This is a genomic window from Thermorhabdus hydrogeniformans (genome assembly GCF_049310025.1).
GTDB lineage: Bacteria > Bacillota > Thermosediminibacteria > Thermosediminibacterales > Tepidanaerobacteraceae > JBJYKD01.
Map to the genome: position 1 here is coordinate 1 of NZ_JBJYKD010000005.1, position 19,711 is coordinate 19,711.

Consider the following 19,711-nt stretch of genomic DNA (forward strand, 5'->3'; position numbering starts at 1 on the left):
TCTTTCTACGGTAAGCAGTTCAAGGTCATTCAAAAAGAAAACCAGCCTTCCATTCCGGCCCATACAACTGTTAATGTGTTTATTAGTAGTATAACAGGTGTATGGGTGGAATACAATGGGAGAATTTATGAAACTGTGCCGTTTGTTAAGCCAAAAAAGTCTGCTGCCGGTAGCCCTAAAGAACCGAAATCGACTTACAGGCCGCCTGATTCTCACTACTACAAATATGGCCAGAGCCTCTTTAAACCTGTTACTTTCGAGGAAAGTGATCGCGAGATTCTTGAAATGCTTCAAGAAATTTTCCTTGGTAAATACAAAAAATTTGCCTGATTTTTACAAAGTCTGTTTTATCTTCATTTATCTGAATGCTGTCAAGGCACCGTGGAATAAATGGGAGGGGCCCGCTTTGAGGGAGGGTTCCCGTTTATGCCGCGAAAGGTCTTGACAGCATGTGAACAGTATCCTTTTGTCTTCAGGTGGCAGTTTAAAGTTGCCCCTCTGCCCTCCGGCGAGGATGAGGGTGTGGGGGCAAACCCCCTCATATTTTGATTCTTTTAAGGTGACATTTTCATGCGATAATTAACCGCGTTTTGGCCTATTTTTAGGTGACATTTTTAAAAGATATTGACATAAGTTTTAGACCATAATTGCAGTCATTTTATAGTAAATTTTTGGAAGCATAGATTTTTCTGCACATCTTTTTCATGTTTGTTTCTCTTTTATACAGAATTGCAGGCGTTCTTTTGCAATCTCTTTTTTAGTGAGCAGCCAGCAGGATTTCGCGCGCCGGAAGAGAATTGTATATTATACTACACTTCAGAGGAGGCAAATCGCATGAAATTCATAGATCTGAGGAGCGATACCGTTACCCTTCCCACTCCGGAGATGCGGGAGGCCATGTACCGCGCCGAAGTGGGCGACGATGTATATGGAGAAGACCCCACCGTCAATCGCCTGGAGCAAATGGCCGCCGAAATCACGGGAAAGGAAGCCGCCATGTTCGTCACCAGCGGCACCCAGGGGAATCAGGTCTGCGTCATGACACATACCCGGCCCGGCGATGAAATCATCCTCGAGGAAAAGTGTCACATAATAACCTACGAGGTGGGGGGTATAGGCTATCTTGCCGGTGTCCAGGCCAGGCTCCTTCGCGGGAACAGGGGCGTCATGGATCCGGCAGACATTGAAGCCGCCATAAGGCCGGATGATATCCACCAGCCCCGGACCGGCCTTATCTGCGTCGAGAACACCCACAACAGGGCCGGCGGTACAGTAATCCCGATGGAGACCTTGAAAAAGACTTATGAGACGGCTGGAAAGCACGGCATTCCGGTCCATATGGACGGAGCCCGTATTTTCAACGCCGCCACATATCTTAATGTTCCGGTAAAGGAAATTGCCCGGTACGCCGATTCGGTAATGTTCTGCCTTTCAAAAGGCCTCTGCGCGCCGGTGGGCTCTATTGTGGCCGGAACAAAAGAATTCATCGCCCGCGCCCGAAAGTTCCGCAAGATGCTGGGCGGAGGGCTCCGGCAGGCGGGATTCCTGGCGGCCGCCGGCATAGTGGCCCTGGAAAAGATGACCGGAAGGCTGGAAGAAGACCACGCCAATGCCCGGTTACTCGCCGAAGGTCTGAATTCCATATCGGGTATCCGGATAGATATGGACACCGTCCAGACCAACATAGTCATCTGCGATATCGCCGGCCTTGGTATGGACGGTGAGGAGTTTGCCCGCCGGCTTTACGGGCACGGGGTAAAAATAAACGGGGGTCGCGGCACCTCCGTCCGATTTGTGACACATTACGGCATTGAGAAAGAGGATGTGGAATATGCCATAAGCGCGGTGAATAAGATCGCAAAGGAGTAAAAACATGGACAAAAATTACGGCAAGTGGTTTTTGACCAGAGTTAAAAAGGCAATCATCGACTACGATATGATAAAAAACGGCGATAAAATCGCCGTGGGAGTGTCGGGCGGCAAAGATTCCAGCGCGCTGCTTTTTATCCTGGATGCGGTGAGAAAATACTCGCCGCTCAAATTCGACATGGTGGCTGTATCCATTGACCTCGGATGGGGTATGGATTTTGGATCGATCCGGAAATTCTGCGATGAGCTTGGAGTAACTCTGGAAATCATTAAGACCCAGATAGGCCCTCTGGTGTTCGATATCCGCAAGGAACCAAATCCATGTTCATTATGTTCCAAAATGCGCAGGGGCGCCCTGGACAACGCCGCTCTCATGCTGGGCTGCAACAAGGTGGCCCTGGCCCACCACGCCGACGACGCCATAGAGACGCTCTTTTTGAACCTCATTTTCACGGGGAGGTTTTACACCTTTGAACCAACAACGTATCTTTCCCGCAAAAATCTTACCCTTATAAGGCCGCTGATTTACCTCGACGAAAGGACAATAAAAAGCATTGTCAACGCCAGGGGACTCCCCGTTGTCGAAAACCCATGCCCGGCGTCTGGAAAGACCATGCGCGGTGAAATGAAAGCCCTGCTACGCCGTATGGAGGAGATCTATCCCAAAGCCGCCGCCAACATTCTGGCGGCCATAAAGCGAAAGAATTTCTTCCGGCCGGAATTTCCGGATAATTTTATCAACTGAACAATCTCCTTACGATATAAACCGACGCCACAAAGCCGCCAATATCTGCTATAATTCCCAGGGGTATCGCATATCGTGTGTTTCGTATGCCCACGGAGCCAAAGTACACAGCCACGATGTAAAAGGTGGTGTCGGTGGAACCCACCAGCGTGGAGGCGAGTCTCCCCATGAACGAATCGGGCCCGTGGGCGTCAAAAATCTCCAGCATCATCCCCAGGGCCGCGGGCCCCGAAAGGGTTCTAACTATTGATAAAAAGAAGGCCTCGGTGGGTACTCTAAAAAAGTTCAGCACCGGCGAAAGAAGTTCCACCAGAATATAAATGGCCCCGGATTCCCTGAATATGCCCACCGCCACATAAATGGCTATGAGGTACGGAACAAGCCTTACAGCCATCATAAACCCTTCCCTGGCGCCCTCCACAAAGACCTCGAATATCCTGACCCCTTTCATGTAAGCGTGAGAAAATACCACAAGAATCATCAAAGGTATGATCCAGGAAAAACTCATACCCAGCGCTTCTGCGGTCATTTACATCACCCACCCGGAATTTATCAAAAATTTCATCCGCCTTATTCAATTTCCCCCCGGCCTTTTGCGATTAATCATCCTTATGAAAAAATCCGCCGTTATGGCCGCCAGTGTGGAACATGTGGTGGCAAATAATATGGCCCCCACCACCTCCGAGGGGTTTTTGGATCCCGCCGAAGCCCTCAGAGCCACTATGGTGGCCGGCACCAGTGTGACGCTGGAAGTGTTTATCGCGAGAAAGGTGCACATGGCTTCGGTGGCGGTGTCGGGCTTTTTGTTTAATTTCTGCAGTTCTTTCATGGCCTTTAGCCCGAAAGGCGTCGCTGCATTGCCGAACCCGAGCATATTGGCGCTGAGGTTCATCAATATGCACGCCAGTGCCGGGTGACCCTTCGGTATCGAGGGGAACAGCCAGCGAAAAAACGGCGCAATGGCGCGGCTCATGCCGTCGATGAGTCCAGACCTTTCCGCAACCCTGGCTACGCCCAGCCAGAGGCTGACAACCCCGATGAGGCTTACGGCCCTCTGGACGGCGCTGTTGGCCGATGTCATGGCAGCCTGGGTTATCACGTCAATCTTACCGTTAAATGCCGCCACCAGTATTCCTCCTAGAATAAAAAAAGAAAATATCCAGTTCATAATCCGGCTTCCTCCCATGAATGTATTGTCAACTTCTCTCTTTAACTATTTTTATGAAAAAAAATCCGGAACTTGCCTGGTTTTTAAATAAAAACTGTGAGTAAAATCACAGCCGGGCCGAATAAATAATGCTAACATTATTGTTGAAGGGGCTCTGCAAGACGAAATCAGCATATATAAATCTATAAATTCGTTTTACATCCGGGCCTTAAAACCCAAAGCTTCATATATACGGCCCGGCAACAGCAAAGGTAAGCGCCTGAATATCGAAAAGGAGGAAACTAAATGCCAAAGAGAAAGATTGTTCACATCGACGAAGATAAATGCAACGGATGCGGGTTGTGCATTCCGGCGTGCGCCGAAGGCGCCATTAAAATCATCGACGGCAAGGCAAGGCTGGTTTCGGACAAATACTGCGACGGGCTGGGGGCCTGTCTGGGTGAGTGCCCCCGCGGCGCCATCACCATAATCGAGCGGGAGGCCGAGGAATTTGATGAGGAGGCCGTCCGGCAGCACCTGGTGACAATAAAGGGGGATAAAAACGCCCCGGCTCACGGATTTTCCTGCCCGGGAAGCCGAATGATGGATTTGAGGCGGAAAGACCCTGCGGGCGGAACCGTGTACCCTGGCTCCCGAGGGGCTCATCCCGAAAAACCGGAAAACATTCAGGTCAAGACTGAATCACCAGACCGACTTGAATCCTCCGGCAGCGACGTGACCGTAAGCATAAAATCCCAGCTCCGGCAGTGGCCGGTCCAGCTTATGCTCGTCCCCGTGGACGCCCCTTACTTTGATGGGGCGGAGCTGCTTGTAACCGCCGACTGCGCGGCAGTGGCATATCCCGACTACCACCTGGGGCTGCTTAAGGGCAGGAGCGTGGTGGTGGGATGCCCCAAGCTGGACGACGGCGGTTATTATGTGGAAAAACTGGCGGAAATCCTGCGCAGAAACGATATAAAAAGCATCACGGTAGCTCACATGGAGGTCCCCTGCTGCTTCGGGATGGTCGGGATAGTGGAGGAAGCCCTGGCCCGCTCGGGGAAAAACATCCCGCTAAGGGCCGTTGAAATTGGAATCGAAGGAGACGCCAGGTGGTAGTTTAACTATAGTTTAACTATATAAATCAAAAAACAAAAAGCCTGTATCTTGGCCGAATCAGGATCAGGCTTTTTATTTATTCACCGGTACGCATTAAATTTATAACCCGGCTTTTTCTGAAAAAAGGAAGCTCATTCTAAAAGAAATGAATTTGTGATATATTTATTACATCCGTATCGCCGCCTGTGCTTCATTTTCATTAGCTCATAAAATTTTAGAAGGGAGAGGGTCATATGCAGAAAAATGTGCTATTCGCCCAATCGGGGGGACCCACGTCGGTAATAAACGCCAGTTGCTACGGTATAATCAAAGAGGCAAAAAAATACGGCAGAAGGATTTACGCTGCGAGATTTGGAGTTGAGGGAATACTCAAGGACAACCTCATTGAAGTTGGCGACATCTCGGATAGTAGCCTTGAAACCTTGAGGTTCTCCCCTTCGTCTGCTTTCGGCTCATGCCGCCACAAGTTGAAAGAGGAAGAGTTTGACGCTGCCTTCAGGACTTTTGAAAAGTACGGCATAGGGTATTTCTTTTACATCGGCGGCAACGACTCCATGGATACCGCCCATAAGCTTGCAGGTTATGCCCGGGAAAAAGGATATGACATAAAAATTATCGGTATACCCAAGACCATCGACAACGATCTGGTAAACACCCACTTTTGTCCCGGCTACGGCAGCGCCGCAAAGTTCATAGCGGCTTCCATAAGGGAAATGGCCCTGGATTCGGACGTATACGACAAAAACATCATAACCATAGTCGAGGTGATGGGCAGGGACAGCGGGTTTCTGGCTGCTGCGGGGGCGCTGGCCCGGAACGAGGTGGTGGATTCCCCGCATCTCATTTACCTTCCTGAAGTGCCTTTCGAAGAAAGCGAATTCTTGCGGCAGGTGGAGAAGGCCTGCAGGAAAAAAGGCAAGGTTTTTATAGTAGTTTCTGAGGGCATTAAAGACAGCGGCGGGAAATACGCATACCTGCGGGAAAACTCCACCGACGCCTTCAATAACGCACAGATGGGCGGAGTGGGGAAATACCTGGAGCACCTGGTCAAAAACAATATCGAAAAGCGGGTAAAATCCATAGAACTGAACATCCTCCAGAGATGTGCGGCACACATGGCTTCGGCGGCGGACAATGAAGCGGCCGTCATGGTGGGTCGCGACGGCGTAAAATACGCCATGGAAGGGCGGACAGGCGTTATGGTGTCCATTGTGAGGTGCGACAGCGGTTTTGTCACATCCACCGTGCCGCTTCAGGATGTGGCGGGCAAAATCAAGACCTTCCCCCGGGAGTGGATTGACACCGAAAACCAGTGGGTAACCCCCGAGGCTATCGAATACATGCTGCCTTTAATCCAGGGCGAGGTGAAAGTGCCGTTTGAAAAAGGTCTTCCAAAGTACATCAGGTTTATCTAAGAGCACTTCCTTCCCGAATTAATTTTTGAGTTTAAAAAAAGGTGAAGGGGGATTTTCCCTTTCACCCTGTTTTTTATCGATTATAACTCTTTATCATTTCTTCGAATTGCCCTTCATTCAAAATCTTAATCCCGAGTTTAACTGCTTTGTCGTATTTGGAACCCGGATCCTGTCCCACCACCACATAGTCGGTCTTCTTGCTGACACTGCCCGCCACACGGCCGCCCAGCTTCTCTATAAGTTCCGTGGCCTGCTGGCGGGTGTAACGCTCAAGGGTGCCGGTCAAAACGAAGGTCAGGCCTTCCAGAGGCCGGGGCCCTTCCTGTTTCTTTTCCGCCTCCATGTTTACCCCTGCTTCCTTCAGGCGGGAAAGAAGTTTTCTCGTCTGATCCTGCTTAAAGAAAGTGACGATGCTTTCGGCCATTTTATCTCCGATTTCCGGAATATTTATTAATTCTTCATAAGCGGCATTTTCCAAATTGGTCATTGAGCCAAAGGCGTCGGCCAGGATGGATGCGGCTTTAGAACCTATGAATGGAATGCCCAGGGCGTATATGAGGCGGTCCAGCGGCTGCTCCTTGCTCTTTTCTATGGCCGAAAGCAGGTTGGCCGCGGACTTTTCGCCCATGCGCTCCAGCGGGACAATATCTTCCCGCTTGAGATAATAAAGATCCGCCGCATCCTTTATCAGCCCTCTTTCAAGCAGCAGTGAAACTATTGCCGGCCCGAGGCCCCGGATGTCCATGGCGTCTCTCGAGGCAAAGTGAATGATACTCCTTCTTATCTGTGCGGGGCATGAAACCCCGGTGCAGCGATAGGCTGCCTCCCCCGGAAGCCTTATGGCATCGGCGCCGCACTCGGGACAGCGGTGAGGCATCCTGAATTCCAGTTCCTTCCCCGTCCGCTTTTCTTTAATCACTTCCACCACTTCCGGGATTATGTCGCCGGCTTTCTGCACCACCACGGTATCTCCTATGCGTATATCCTTGTCTTTAATATAATCCTCATTGTGAAGGGTCGCCCGGCTCACGGTAGACCCGGCTATCCTGACCGGCGTAAGCACCGCCGTGGGGGTGAGGATCCCTGTTCTGCCCACACGGACTATTATGTCCTCTATCACGGTGGTCTTCTTTTCGGCGGGGAATTTGTAGGCAACGGCCCAGCGGGGGCTTTTGGCGGTGGCCCCCAGCATGCGCTGCTGCTCCAGGGAATTCACTTTGATAACAAGGCCGTCGATTTCGTAGGGAAGGGTGTCTCTTTTATCCGCCCAGCCCAGGCAGTAGTCTATGACATCCTGAAAATTTTTTAGCAGGACTATGTGAGGGTTTACCCGGAGTCCTATTTCCCTGTAAAACTCCAGAATTTCATAATGGGTCTTGAATTCAACGCCTTCCGCATATCCCACGCCGTACATAAATGTGGAAAGAGGCCTTGAAGCGGTCACCTTCGGGTCCAGTTGTCTTAATGATCCGGCCGCTGCGTTTCTGGGGTTTGCAAAAAGGGGAAGTTCCATGTCCTCCCTTTCTTCGTTTAATTTTTTGAATCCTTCTTTGGGAAGATATACCTCCCCCCGCACCTCTATAACGGAGGGTCTTTTACCCTCTGGAAAATCGAGCCGTAACGGTACGCTCTTTATCGTCTTTACATTCTGCGTAACATCCTCTCCCACCACGCCGTCGCCCCGAGTGGCGGCGGTGGTGAGGATGCCGTCTTCGTAGGTGAGGGAAACGGCCAGGCCGTCGATTTTTAACTCCACCACGTATTCCACATCATTGCCCACAATTTCTGTCACCCGCCGGTGAAAATCCCTGAGCTCTCCTTCGTCAAAGGCGTCGGCAAGGCTCATCATCGGCATCCGGTGCGTTACCTGCCGGAAGGCGGGCAGGGGCTCTCCTCCCACCCTCTGGGTGGGCGAGTCGGGGGTGATTAATTCCGGGAATTTTCTCTCCAGCTCTTCCAGTTCCCTCATCAGTTTGTCGTATTCGGCATCGGATATGACCGGATTGTCATACACGTAATACTGCCTGTTATGATAATTTATGATTTCTCTCAATTCTTTGATGCGCTTTTCGGCCTGCTCCCTGTCCAAAAAACTCATCCTCTCCGTCTATTTACATTTAAGTTTCCCATACCGATCATACCTTTATAATCGGCGCATATTTCAATATCAAGTGTTTTACTCCTACCGAGGGAAAATTTATGGTTATCTCCGCGTCCTCGTCCATACCCTCCAGGTCCACCACGGTGCCCTCACCCCATTTGGAATGTCTTACGCGGTCTCCGGGCTTCAGATCGCCCGGCAGGAAACCGCCATCCCCGAAATTGCCGCAGCTTCCGCCGGAAGTAACCCGCTCTTTGAAGTTTGCACCGCCTCCTGGACGGGATGCCGCGCCATATCTTCCTCCCGCGGCAATGCCGGCATTTGATCTTTCCGTGGCGCTCGCGACGCCGTTTTCTCCATCGGGGGTAAGTTCCTCCAGCAGTTCCGGCGGTATTTCGTTCAGGAACCTGGAAGCAGGGTAATAGGACGTATTTCCGTAGATGTTCCGCTGCCATGCCCGGGTAAGATAAAGCATTTTCCTGGCCCTGGTTATGCCCACGTAGCAAAGGCGCCGTTCCTCTTCAATCTCCTCCTCATCCAGAATGGACCTGGAATGCGGAAAAATTCCCTCGTCCATGCCCGCCAGGAACACCACCGGAAACTCCAAACCCTTTGCGCTGTGAAGGGTCATAAGCACCACAGCCTCTTCCCTTTCGTCCAGCTCATCCACATCGGAAATCAGTGCCAGCTCCGCCAGGAAATCTTCCAGGCTCGCCCCCGGGGACCTCTTTTCAAATTCCAGGGCGGCGGATATCATTTCTTTCAGATTTTCCAGGCGGCTCTGAGCATCGGGGGTGTTTTCGGCGATAAGCTCATCCACATAGCCGGTCCTGTCAAGGATATAATCCATCAGTTCCGAAACGGTCATACCGGCCGAAGTCTTAATGAAGTCTTCTATGAGGTCGCCAAACCTGCGGAGCTTGCCTTTGACGGCTGGTGAAAAGGGAGTGTCGTCCACATCCTTTATTATTCCAAAAATGCTGGAGTTTTTTTCGGCGGCCAGGGCTTTCAGGCCGCTCACGGTGGCGTCGCCTATCCCCCGCCGCGGGACGTTAATGATTCTCACAAGGCTGACATTGTCCGAAGGGTTCGCCACCACCCTCAGGTAGGCCAGCAAATCCTTGATTTCTTTTCTCTGGTAAAACCTGACGCCTCCCACCATCCTGTATGGGAGGCCCATCTTGACCATGACTTCTTCCAGCACCCTGGACTGGGCGTTGGTCCTGTAAAGCACCGCAAAATCTCCGTATCTCATGCGCTCCCGCAAAACCAGGTTTTCTATTTCCCGGACAATGAAGAAGGCCTCCTCGTGTTCATTGTCCAGGGTGATGCACCGCACCTTTTCACCCTTCTCATTTTTGGTCCAGAGCGTTTTTTTCTTGCGGCCGAAGTTGTGGTCTATGACGCTGTTGGCGGCATCCAGAATATTCCGTGTGGAGCGGTAGTTTTGCTCCAGGCGGATTACCGTGGCGTCCGGGAAGTCTTCCTCGAAGTCCAGGATGTTCCGGATGTCCGCCCCCCTGAAACCGTAGATGCTCTGGTCGTCGTCTCCCACCACGCAAAGGTTCCTGTGCTTCCCGGCCAGAAGTCTCAGGAGTTCGTACTGCGCGCGGTTGGTGTCCTGGTACTCGTCCACCAGGATATGCCGGAACCTGTCCTGATAGAACGAGAGCACCTCGGGCCTCTCCCGAAAAAGTTCCACCGTGTTCATGATTATATCGTCAAAGTCCAGGGCGTTGTTTTCTCGAAGCCGTTTCTGGTAGTGCCCGTATATTTGCGCCATGGTTTTTTCCCTGATATTTTTGGCCTCATCCATGCAATCTTCCGGGGTGAGCAGCCTGTCCTTGGCCCTGCTTATATAATTCAGCACCCCTGACGGAGCATATTTTTTCTCATCGATATTCAGCTCTTTGAGGCAGTCCTTCATCAACGCCTGCTGGTCCTGCGTGTCAAATATGATAAAATTCCTGCTGTAACCCAGCTTGTCTATATCGGACCGCAAAAACCTGACGCAGGCCGAGTGAAAGGTGCTGACCAGGAGGCCTCGCACTCCCGGCAGCAGCGCCTCGATCCTCTCTTTCATCTCCCGGGCGGCCTTGTTGGTAAAGGTGATGGCAAGGATGCTCTTAGGGTCGACTCCCATCCTCTCTATAAGGTAGGCCACCCTGTAGGTAAGCACCCGTGTCTTGCCGCTGCCGGCCCCCGCCAGCACGAGCAGGGGCCCTCCCGGGTGCGTGACAGCCTTCTTTTGCTGTGCGTTTAAATCTTTCAGAAAATCCATCGAAAACCTCCCAATAAAAAAGCGTGGAGACCACGCTACATGTTTTCTCTATCCTTTTTCGCGAGCCTTTCCAAAATCATGTTATAACCGTTGGCGCCGTAATTTAAAAAACGCTTGACCCGGCTTATGGTAGCGGTGCTGGCGCCGGTGATCTGGGCAATGTCGGTGTAAGTGCGCCCCGCCTTCAGCATCTCGGCTACCTGCAGCCTCTGGGCCATGGCCTGTATTTCTCCTATTGTGCAGATGTCTTCAAAAAACCGGTAACATTCTTCCCTGGTTTCCAGCAGTAAAATGGCATCGAAGAGCCTGTCAATGCCGGGCCCTCTCAGACCTTCTAATTCCATGCCACCACCCCGAATTCAAAATTATTTCTAATACACTTCTTCGCCAAAAAAACCTTTATTCCTGCTTTAAACTATAAAATTATCACACTAGTATTCTTCTAATGGCATGGGTGAGAAAAGCGAAGGTGGTACCCAGAAAGGCGCCGCTCAATACGTCCGAGGGATAATGCATCCCCGTATAAATACGGGAAAGCCCCACCATCGCGGCCAGGGAATAAATGACATAGCTGTAAGACGGAAAATATATGGACAGAATCACCGCCAGGGAGAAACCCGCGGTGGTGTGCCCCGACGGGAAGGAATAATCCTTCAGCAGTTTTCGCCAGAAGGTCTTTACTTCGGGCAGCACCATATATGGCCTTTTGCGGTAAATGATTTTTTTAAAAAGCTGGACGATGCCCTGGCTGCCTGTTATGGTTATGAAGGCTTCTGTAGCCGCCAGTTTGGTTTCCCTCTGGCCGAAAGCGTACATCAAAAGGCAAAGAAGCGTGGTAAAGGTCGCTCCGCCCAGGTGCGTGATGCGCGGCATTACAAAGTCGAGGAACCTGCACCGCAACCTTTGATTGAAATATATAAATATTCGTGTATCTTTGTGGTGAAGAAAATTCCAAAATCCCTTCAAAAAAAATCCCCCTCTGCCTCTTAAACTCAATCCACCACTTCCACAACTATTCCGTTCTTTTCCACAGCTTTAATAAGCGGATTTATTACTTCGCCGCTTTTTTGAATTTCGAAGGCCGATCTGAGCGATTTTCCGACTATTATGTGCGTTATCCTGTTATTCCTGGCGAACTCCGCCAGGGTGTCGTACACCTTTTCTCCGGAAAGTATCGAAACTGTCCCTCCATGATCCTTTGCCAGCTCGAAAAGTTCAAGCAAAATCTTGTGTTCCTTTAAATCCCTGTTTAAGTCCTGCCTCTTGTTGACATAAACCACGCAAAACTCCCCGTTCTTTTCTTTGGCCCTGGCCGCACCGCGCTGAATCAGTCTTTCACAGCTTTTCTGCGGTGTCACGCACACCATAATCCTGTGCTCGACTCCAGGGTCAAATATGACCATCATATGGTCCATTCTCCTTTCGTTCTTTTTTAAAGAACCTTCATTTTTAATTATATATGAAACCTACAGGTTGTGCAATGAATAAGAATTTCATTTTATGACTCTGATGTACTCGAGTTTTTCATCTTCCGCACCCTGAATGAGGCCGCCCGCATCTTTTAAAAGCAGAACTTCGTCTATTATATCGCGGGTAATGATTTCACCCGGACAGACGATGGGAATCCCCGGAGGATAGGCCATTATCATCTCCCCCGAAATTTTTCCCGCCGATTCCCTGAAGGGATGGGGGCGTTTGGGGCTGTAAAAGGCTTCCCTTGGTAAAAGGGCCGGTTCCGGGATGGGCGGGTCGGGGATGAATGCCGGTTTCCGGCTTTTTAATCCCCGTCCAAACTCCCGTGCCATGGCCCCGAGGGCGTCGACCAGGGCGGAAACGGTTTTTTTCGTATCTCCTATACTGACCACCGCCAGAATGTTGTAAAAATCCGAAAGCTCCACCTGTATGTGAAATTTTTTCCTGAGAATCCTTGATGCCTCATATCCGGTAATCCCCAGCCGCTTTACATTAATGCATAGCTTGGTGGGATCCAGGGAAAAATCTCTTCCCAGCCCAAGTACGGCGGTGTCCATACAAGAAAGTCCAGGTATGGAGTTTATTTTTAACCTCGCCCACCGGGCCAGGCTTATGACTTTTGAGAGGAGTTTTTTGCCGTTCAAAGCCATGTTTTTCCTGGCAATGTCCAGAGAGGCCAGCAGAATGTATGAAGGGCTGGTGGTCTGGGACAGGTTCAGGACAGATTTGACATAAGACGGGGAAAACCTTTCCCCTTTCAAAAGCAGCATGGAACTCTGGGTAAGGGAGCCCGCCAGCTTGTGGGTGCTGGAAGCGGCCATATCGGCCCCCGCCTCCATAGCGCAGATCGGCAGGCTTTCGTGAAATTTCAGATGGGCTCCGTGGGCTTCGTCCACCAGCACCGCCATACCCGAACCGTGGGCAAGCTCCACCAGTTTTTGCAGGGGGCTCGCCACTCCGTAATAAGTGGTGTTTATGACAAAAAGCGCCCGGGCTTCGGGGTTTTTCCTTATGGCGTTGGCCGCATCTTCAGCCGTTATGCCCATGGCGATTCCAAATTCTTCGTCTATTTTAGGCCGGATATACACCGGTTCCGCCCCGCTTAAGATGAGGGAGCTTATGACTGATTTGTGCACGTTCCGCGGCAGTAGTATCCTGTCCCCTTCCCTGCAGGCGGCCATTATCATGGCCTGAATGCCCGATGAAGTGCCGTTGACCAGGAAAAAGGCCCGGTCCGCCCCGAAAGCCTCAGCAGCCAGTTCCTCCGCCAGTTTTATCACTCCCGTGGGCCGCATGATGCTGTCCAGGTCGGGCATTATGGTGAGGTCTATATTCAGAGCGTTTTTGCCCAAAAAAAAGAGCAGTTCGGGGTTGCCGGCGCCGTGCTTGTGCCCCGGCACGTGAAAGGATATAGTCTTTTGTTCCATATATTTTTTCAATGCGTCAAAAAGGGGGGTATTTTCCTGGGAAAGCATTTTTCCTCCTCGTCTTCCGAGCTCCGGACTTATCCGGTTTTCAAACGGCCTGTCCAAATTTTTCGCAAACACACCGTATACTGCCCGAGACCGGTGGCAGTTTTTCCCATTTTAACCCTTAGTTCCGCCAGCAACAGGCTCCAGACGCGCTTTGTGCGAATCCAAAACGATAATAAGATTTGCACCGGCCGCTTTTGTTCCGCTGCTGAGGCGCCCTCCAAAGCTTGCTTGCGGCAAATTCAAACTGGCCCAGCACCTTAAAGCTGATAGAATCGTAATCAGGGCGCCTGAGCAGCTGCACCATTAAACTCTAGCGGGAGGTTATCTGGAACTCCAGGCTTAACCTGATGCTGGGAGTGGCCAGGTTCCATCCGGTAAGTGTGTATCTTCCCGGTCTCACAAGGGTGCTGTCGGTCCTCTGGTCCCATGTAACACGGTAGACCTTTTCCTCGCCTGGCCGGAATGTATCCGTGGTCACCACCTGGGCAAAGGCCTGGTTCTGGGACCACTGCCATATCAACATATTATCCCGGGTCACTCTGAAATCCACCCTCTGGGAGGTCCTGTAAGTAAGCGTCAGAGGTACATTTAGTATATTCCTCTTTCTGAATCTTATTACAATCGGCTCACCCGGCCTGAAAACCGCTTTGTTAATGCTCAGGGTGTACTGTACTCCGTCAAAGGTCCTGGTAACCGTCGGTCTGGAGGGGGGCCGCGGCGGTCTGGGCGGCGGCGTTGGCGGGCAGGGGGGGACAGGAACCGGCCCCTCAACGGGTATCAACAATACCTGGCCCACAAAAATTATATCCGGATTTGCCAGGTTATTGGCCGCTGCAATGGCTTCCACCGTTGTCCCGAACCTTTCGGCTATAGATGTAAGCGTGTCTCCCGGACGCACCACATATTCAACCAAGTAAAGTCCTCCTTTCATATGAATTTCCGGCTGCCGTCGTCTTTTTCCCCATGGACTGGTTTTTAATTTAACCAACCTAATATATGCTATGTAATACTATTCGTATTGGTGATAAAAAAAGCGGTGCCGCGGTATCCGGCGGATACCAATCGGCACCAAGATTTTTCATAGGTGAGTGGGACCATTGCCGCCTCCTGGAACGGGCAGAGGCAGCGTAAACAAGCCATGCGGCCGGCGGAAATATCTGTTCAAAAGATGCCTTTTTGCCATGTATTTTATATTTAACTTATATGTATTCCATATGTAACTAACTTAAACGAATTCTATATGTAACTCATTTCCATGTAATATCTACTCCAGACGAGGTCAATTCAAAAGTGGCAAGCGTACTTCCATCTTCATCTGCCACTTCCCCGCTGATATCGTAATCTTCGTATTCATCCTGCACATCTTGCACTATGTCGGAAATCCAGTCTTCGGCAGCACTCGTGCCATACACATCATCCCATTCTTCGCCGTACTTCGAAGTGTCCACCGTTATGGTAATATAAATATCTTCATAATCTTCGTCTCCATCAACTTCAATATCGGCTTCCATATCCCCGAAGTCCGGGTCGTAATCGTCAAGATTGCTCCCGTATTCGTCGTTCAGGTAATCCTCCAGGTCATTGAAATCCATGCCGGTGTTTCTTAATTTGAGACTCCAGGTCGCTTATCTTGAAGGCCATGGCGGTATTTTGCTGTTGCAGCCGGCCCAGTTCTGCTTCCTTCTGCGCCAGCTTATTCTTCAGGTCTGACACCTCCCGGGCCAGCTGCATGTCTCCTGTCGAGTCTTTTATTCAAGAGGGGTAAATGTTCATCCCCTTATCCTCGCTCTTTTCAACATGAGTCATATTCACTTCCTGCGCCGGCTTTAACGCCCTGTCTATCACCTCATCCATAGTCCTGACAAAAACAAAGCACAGGTGGTCTTTTATGTTATTCGGGACTTCCTCCAGGTCTTTTGTATTTTCCTCGGGCAGAATTACCGTCTTGATGCCGGCCCTGTGGGCGGCCAGCACTTTCTCCTTTATGCCTCCCACGGGAAGCACCCTGCCCCGGAGCGTTATTTCTCCGGTCATGGCTACGGTGCGGTCTACGGGCCTCCCCGTTAAAGCCGAAATCATGGCGCAGGCCATAGTGATTCCGGCTGAAGGCCCGTCTTTTGGTATGGCCCCTTCCGGCACATGTATGTGAATATCATACTTTTCGTAAAATTCCTCGTCAATGTTTAGATCCTCAGCCCGGGATCTGACAAAGCTGTAACCTGCGTGGGCTGATTCCTGCATGACATCGCCCAGCTTGCCTGTCAGAATAAGCTTGCCCTTGCCTTTCATCACGGTAACCTCTATGTTTAAAATATCACCGCCCGCTTCCGTCCAGGCGAGGCCGGTAGCCACACCCACCAGGTCCTCTTTTTCCACGACCCCGTAATGGAACCTGGGTGCACCGAGGAATTTTTCCACCAGCCCGGCGTCGACTTCCACATCCGTCTTTTCGCCCTCGACCACCGCCCTGGCTATCTTCCTGCAGATATTTGCTATCTCCCGTTCCAGGTTTCGCACCCCCGCCTCCCGGGTGTGATTTCTTATTATCTTCAGCAGTGCATCCTCCGCAAAAGATATGCTCTCGGGTGCCAGGCCGTGTTCTTTTAACTGTTTCGGGATAAGATGGCGTTTTGCGATCTCCAGCTTTTCAACCTCGGTATAGCCCGGAATGACCACGGTCTCCATGCGGTCCAGGAGCGGCCTGGGAATGTTGTAAACAGCGTTGGCGGTGGCTATGAACAGCACCCTGGAAAGATCAAAAGGCAGCTCTATATAATGGTCCGAAAAGCTGTTGTTTTGTTCGGGGTCCAGTACCTCCAGCAGTGCTGCCGAAGGATCTCCCCGGAAATCGGCGCTCATTTTGTCAATCTCGTCCAGAAGAAATACGGGATTCCTGGACCCCGCCTGTTTCATGCCCTGGATAATCCTGCCGGGCAGGGCTCCCACATAGGTCCTGCGATGCCCCCGTATCTCGGCTTCATCCCGCACCCCGCCCAGCGAAATCCTCACAAACTTCCGGTCCATGGCTCTGGCTATAGACCTGGCGAGAGACGTCTTGCCAACCCCCGGCGGCCCCACCAGGCAGAGGATGGGGCCTTTTATCCTGCCGGAAAGTTTCCTCACCGCCAGAAATTCCAGAATGCGCTCTTTAACTTTTTCGAGGCCGTAATGATCCTCATTTAAGACATCTTCGGCAATTTTTATGTCAATCCTGTCTTCGGTAAAGGTGTTCCACGGAAGAGAAACCAGCCAGTCCAGGTAAGTCCTTATTACCGATACCTCCGCGGCCGCCGGCGGCATTTTTTCCAGCCGGTCGACCTCTTTGAGCATCTTTTCTTCCAGCTCTCTGGAGACTCCCAGCGCTTTTATCTTTTCCCTGTACTCGTCGGCTTCCACTGTCCTCTCATCCTGCTGCCCCAGTTCCTTTTGTATGGCCTTCATCTGCTCGCGGAGATAGTATTCTTTTTGTGATTTTTCTATCTGTTTCTTAACCCGGCTGCTGATTTTCTTTTCAATCTCAAGGATTTCTATCTCCTGGGAAATAATCTTGAACAGGGCTTCTAGACGGTTTTTAAACGAGAGGATCTCCAGAATCTTCTGTTTATCCTCGATCTTAATCGCCAGATAAGATGCGACGATGTCCGCAAATCGCCCCGGGTGCGCGACATTGCTCAGGGAAAGGAGCACGTCTGCGGGCATTTTTCGAGTAAGGTCCAGGTAGTGCTCGAACAGGCTCATCACGCTTCGCATCAGAGCTTCTTCCTCCGGAGTGGCCTTTTCATGCTGTTCATGCACCTCTTTTATCCTGACCTTGAAAAACGGATCTGTCTGGACATATTCTTCTACAATCCCGCGGTTGAGCCCTTCTATCAATACCCTGATGGTATCCTGTGGCATTTTTAGGAGCTGCTTGATTTTTGCCACAGTCCCCACCGAATAAATCTCATCTGTCTCCGGGAATTCAACTTTAGCATCCTTCTGGGTCACCAGCAGGATTTTCTGGTCCATTACCATGGCTTCCTCAAGAGCCCCTATGGATTTGTCCCTGCCGACATCAAAGTGCAGGACCATGTTTGGAAATACGATTAACCCCCTCAAAGGTAGCAGAGGTATCGTGCGGCTAGTAACCGTTTGTTCCACTTGGTTCCCCCCATTCTTTATCCGCTACTGCTTCCCCAACCGCCAAGGCGTCCGGCTGCATTCAGCCATGTCTATGTCATCGGGCCAGGTCCACTAGACGTCAAAACGCGGTGAACGCCTGAAAATATATTAGCCGAACTGCAGAATCTGAATCAGCTTTAAAAATTTTATTTCTATAATTGATTCGATAAAACTCCTTCAATTCCTCCCCCTAAAAAAAAATATTATGAGCTCCGGGCCGATAAAATGTTTTTGCCGGTGGTATAGCTGGTGGAGAGCAGGGCATTCTCAATCACTTCCTCTATCCTATCCACGGCGATAACCTTCAGGTCCAGCGTCTTAAAGGTTTCCTGCCAGTTTTCTTTGGGGATTATCACAGTTTTTACGCCGGCCCTCCGGGCGGCTTCAATTTTGGGCACAACGCCGCCGACGGGCTTTACGTAACCCCTGATGGAAAGCTCCCCGGTCATGGCCACTTCATTGTTTACCGGTATGTTTACAATGGAAGAATACACGGCTGTGGCAATGGTAATGCCCGCCGACGGGCCGTCGATAGGGATGCCTCCGGGGAAATTCAGATGGATATCGTAATCCCTGGGGTCCACCCCGAGGTACTTTCTCAGGACCGTCATCACATTGTCCACGGAGCCTCTGGCAGTGCCCCGCCGCCGCATTCTGTGGATATTGCCCCCCATTTCTTCTTCTTCCACAACACCGGTTACCGATAAAGACCCCCGGCCTTTTTCGGTCAAAATGGCCGTAGACTCTATCTCGAGAAGTATGCCCATGTTGGGGCCGTATACCGCCAGGCCGTTGGCAAGCCCCACCTGGGGCGCCGGGTTTATCTTCTTTTCGGGCCTCGGCGGGTACTGGCCGCTGTTTATGACCCATTCCACATCTCTCGCCTCTATCTTCCTCCGCTTTTCGGTCATGGCGAGGCCCGCGGCCATCTGGATGATGTTCACCGCTTCCCGGCCGTTGGTGGCGTATTTTTTTATTATATTCAATGAATAATCGTCCATATCAAAGTCTATCTTTTTAACGGCGTTTTTGGCTATCCTGCCGATATCTTCCGCCGAAAGCGGCTGAAAAAATATTTCCAGACACCTTGAGCGTATGGCCGGGGGGATTTCTTCGGGAGTCCTTGTGGTGGCGCCAATCAGCCTGAAATCCGCCGGCAGGCCGTTTTGAAAAATGTCATGAATGTGGCGGGGGATGTTGGTGTCCTCGCTGCTGTAGTAGGCGCTTTCCAGGAAGACCTTGCGGTCTTCCAGCACCTTCAGGAGCTTGTTCATCTGTATGGGATGCAGTTCCCCTATTTCATCGATGAAGAGCACCCCTCCGTGAGCTTTGGTAACCGCGCCGGGCTTGGGCTGCGGTATACCGGCGATGCCCAGAGGCCCGGCCCCCTGGTAGATGGGGTCGTGCACCGACCCTATCAGGGGATCCGCTATTCCCCTTTCGTCAAATCTGGCGATGGTGGCGTCCACCTCTACGAACCTGGCGTCGGGTTTAAAAGGAGAGCCGGGGGTACGCTTGGCTTCTTCCAGCACCAGTCTCGCGGCGGCGGTTTTGCCTATGCCGGGCGGCCCGTAGATTATCACATGCTGGGGGTTGGGGCCGCACAGCGCAGCCCGGAGTGCTTTCAGGCCTTCCGACTGACCGATTATTTCATCAAAATTCGAAGGGCGGGTTTTTTCCGCCAGGGGCTGGGTCAGGGAAATCTCCCTCATCCGCTGAAGTTTTTCCATTTCCCTGCGCGATTCTCTGTCCACCGCCACTCTGCTCCCCTGCTGGTTTTTCAGCATATTTAAAAAATAAAGCCCTATGACAATGGCAAAAAATATCTGTATCAGGCTTAATATGTTAATCGTGACGTTCATTTGTTTTCCTCCCTTCCCGAACTTCAGGCATATTTTATTATAACCGTGAGGCACCAATTTATC

Annotated in this window: 18 protein-coding genes and 1 pseudogene; 6 read left to right on the top strand and 13 right to left on the bottom strand. The window is 51.2% G+C overall.

Annotated features, from left to right (window positions below; translation table 11 throughout):
* The 4 genes and pseudogenes from ACKX14_RS03395 to ACKX14_RS03410 all read left to right on the top strand — a co-directional run.
* A pseudogene (locus tag ACKX14_RS03395) lies at window positions 1-330 on the top strand (ISNCY family transposase); the annotation flags it as partial.
* A 96-nt stretch (window positions 331-426) separates the two neighbouring features.
* Window positions 427-549: a hypothetical protein gene (locus ACKX14_RS03400; protein WP_422444681.1), complete on the top strand. Its 123-nt coding sequence runs from the start codon at window positions 427-429 to the stop codon at window positions 547-549.
* Window positions 550-834: 285 nt separating this feature from the next.
* Complete coding sequence (gene ltaE, locus ACKX14_RS03405) at window positions 835-1,869, top strand: low-specificity L-threonine aldolase (RefSeq protein WP_422444683.1); 1,035 nt, start codon at window positions 835-837, stop codon at window positions 1,867-1,869.
* A 4-nt stretch (window positions 1,870-1,873) separates the two neighbouring features.
* Window positions 1,874-2,614, top strand: coding sequence for a tRNA lysidine(34) synthetase (locus ACKX14_RS03410; RefSeq protein WP_422444685.1), 741 nt, complete (start codon window positions 1,874-1,876; stop codon window positions 2,612-2,614).
* Here the strand turns inward: ACKX14_RS03410 and ACKX14_RS03415 are convergent.
* Together ACKX14_RS03415 and ACKX14_RS03420 are read right to left on the bottom strand one after the other, a co-directional pair.
* On the bottom strand, window positions 2,607-3,143 hold the full coding sequence (locus tag ACKX14_RS03415) for a spore maturation protein (RefSeq protein WP_422444687.1): 537 nt from the start codon (window positions 3,141-3,143) through the stop codon (window positions 2,607-2,609). The genes ACKX14_RS03410 and ACKX14_RS03415 overlap by 8 nt on opposite strands.
* 45 nt (window positions 3,144-3,188) lie before the next feature.
* A complete protein-coding gene (locus ACKX14_RS03420) occupies window positions 3,189-3,782 on the bottom strand; it encodes a nucleoside recognition domain-containing protein (RefSeq protein WP_422444689.1) in 594 nt (197 codons plus the stop codon).
* 285 nt (window positions 3,783-4,067) lie between these two features.
* On the opposite strand from ACKX14_RS03420, the gene ACKX14_RS03425 reads away from it, so the two are divergent.
* Both ACKX14_RS03425 and ACKX14_RS03430 read left to right on the top strand, forming a co-directional pair.
* The gene (locus tag ACKX14_RS03425; RefSeq protein ID WP_422444691.1) at window positions 4,068-4,880 is read left to right on the top strand and encodes an ATP-binding protein; all 813 of its coding nucleotides are present in this window, start codon (window positions 4,068-4,070) and stop codon (window positions 4,878-4,880) included.
* Between the two features lie 233 nt (window positions 4,881-5,113).
* Window positions 5,114-6,295, top strand: coding sequence for a 6-phosphofructokinase (locus ACKX14_RS03430; RefSeq protein ID WP_422444693.1), 1,182 nt, complete (start codon window positions 5,114-5,116; stop codon window positions 6,293-6,295).
* A 73-nt stretch (window positions 6,296-6,368) separates the two neighbouring features.
* Here ACKX14_RS03430 and ligA read toward each other — a convergent pair whose 3' ends face one another.
* From ligA to lonB, 11 genes are all read right to left on the bottom strand, one after another.
* Window positions 6,369-8,393 (bottom strand): NAD-dependent DNA ligase LigA, encoded by a 2,025-nt coding sequence (gene ligA, locus ACKX14_RS03435; protein ID WP_422444695.1) that lies wholly within the window; start codon window positions 8,391-8,393, stop codon window positions 6,369-6,371.
* A gap of 37 nt (window positions 8,394-8,430) precedes the next feature.
* Complete coding sequence (gene pcrA / locus ACKX14_RS03440; RefSeq protein WP_422444697.1) at window positions 8,431-10,677, bottom strand: DNA helicase PcrA; 2,247 nt, start codon at window positions 10,675-10,677, stop codon at window positions 8,431-8,433.
* 35 nt (window positions 10,678-10,712) lie between these two features.
* Entirely contained in the window at window positions 10,713-11,021 is a 309-nt protein-coding gene (locus ACKX14_RS03445) for a YerC/YecD family TrpR-related protein (RefSeq protein ID WP_422444699.1), read from the bottom strand.
* Window positions 11,022-11,103: 82 nt separating this feature from the next.
* Window positions 11,104-11,643, bottom strand: a complete 540-nt coding sequence (locus ACKX14_RS03450) for a phosphatase PAP2 family protein (RefSeq protein WP_422444701.1) — start codon at window positions 11,641-11,643, stop codon at window positions 11,104-11,106.
* A 26-nt stretch (window positions 11,644-11,669) separates the two neighbouring features.
* On the bottom strand, window positions 11,670-12,083 hold the full coding sequence (locus ACKX14_RS03455; RefSeq protein WP_422444703.1) for a universal stress protein: 414 nt from the start codon (window positions 12,081-12,083) through the stop codon (window positions 11,670-11,672).
* Window positions 12,084-12,170: 87 nt separating this feature from the next.
* Entirely contained in the window at window positions 12,171-13,625 is a 1,455-nt protein-coding gene (locus ACKX14_RS03460; RefSeq protein WP_422444705.1) for an aminotransferase class I/II-fold pyridoxal phosphate-dependent enzyme, read from the bottom strand.
* A gap of 310 nt (window positions 13,626-13,935) precedes the next feature.
* Window positions 13,936-14,538, bottom strand: a complete 603-nt coding sequence (locus ACKX14_RS03465) for a BsuPI-related putative proteinase inhibitor (protein WP_422444707.1) — start codon at window positions 14,536-14,538, stop codon at window positions 13,936-13,938.
* Between the two features lie 334 nt (window positions 14,539-14,872).
* Window positions 14,873-15,217 (bottom strand): hypothetical protein, encoded by a 345-nt coding sequence (locus tag ACKX14_RS03470; RefSeq protein WP_422444709.1) that lies wholly within the window; start codon window positions 15,215-15,217, stop codon window positions 14,873-14,875.
* On the bottom strand, window positions 15,204-15,356 hold the full coding sequence (locus ACKX14_RS03475; protein WP_422444711.1) for a hypothetical protein: 153 nt from the start codon (window positions 15,354-15,356) through the stop codon (window positions 15,204-15,206). Before ACKX14_RS03475 ends, ACKX14_RS03470 begins: the two co-directional genes overlap by 14 nt.
* Window positions 15,357-15,377: 21 nt before the next feature.
* Complete coding sequence (gene lon / locus ACKX14_RS03480) at window positions 15,378-17,765, bottom strand: endopeptidase La (RefSeq protein WP_422444713.1); 2,388 nt, start codon at window positions 17,763-17,765, stop codon at window positions 15,378-15,380.
* 224 nt (window positions 17,766-17,989) lie between these two features.
* A complete protein-coding gene (lonB, locus tag ACKX14_RS03485; RefSeq protein ID WP_422444715.1) occupies window positions 17,990-19,648 on the bottom strand; it encodes an ATP-dependent protease LonB in 1,659 nt (552 codons plus the stop codon).
* Window positions 19,649-19,711 lie beyond the last annotated feature (63 nt).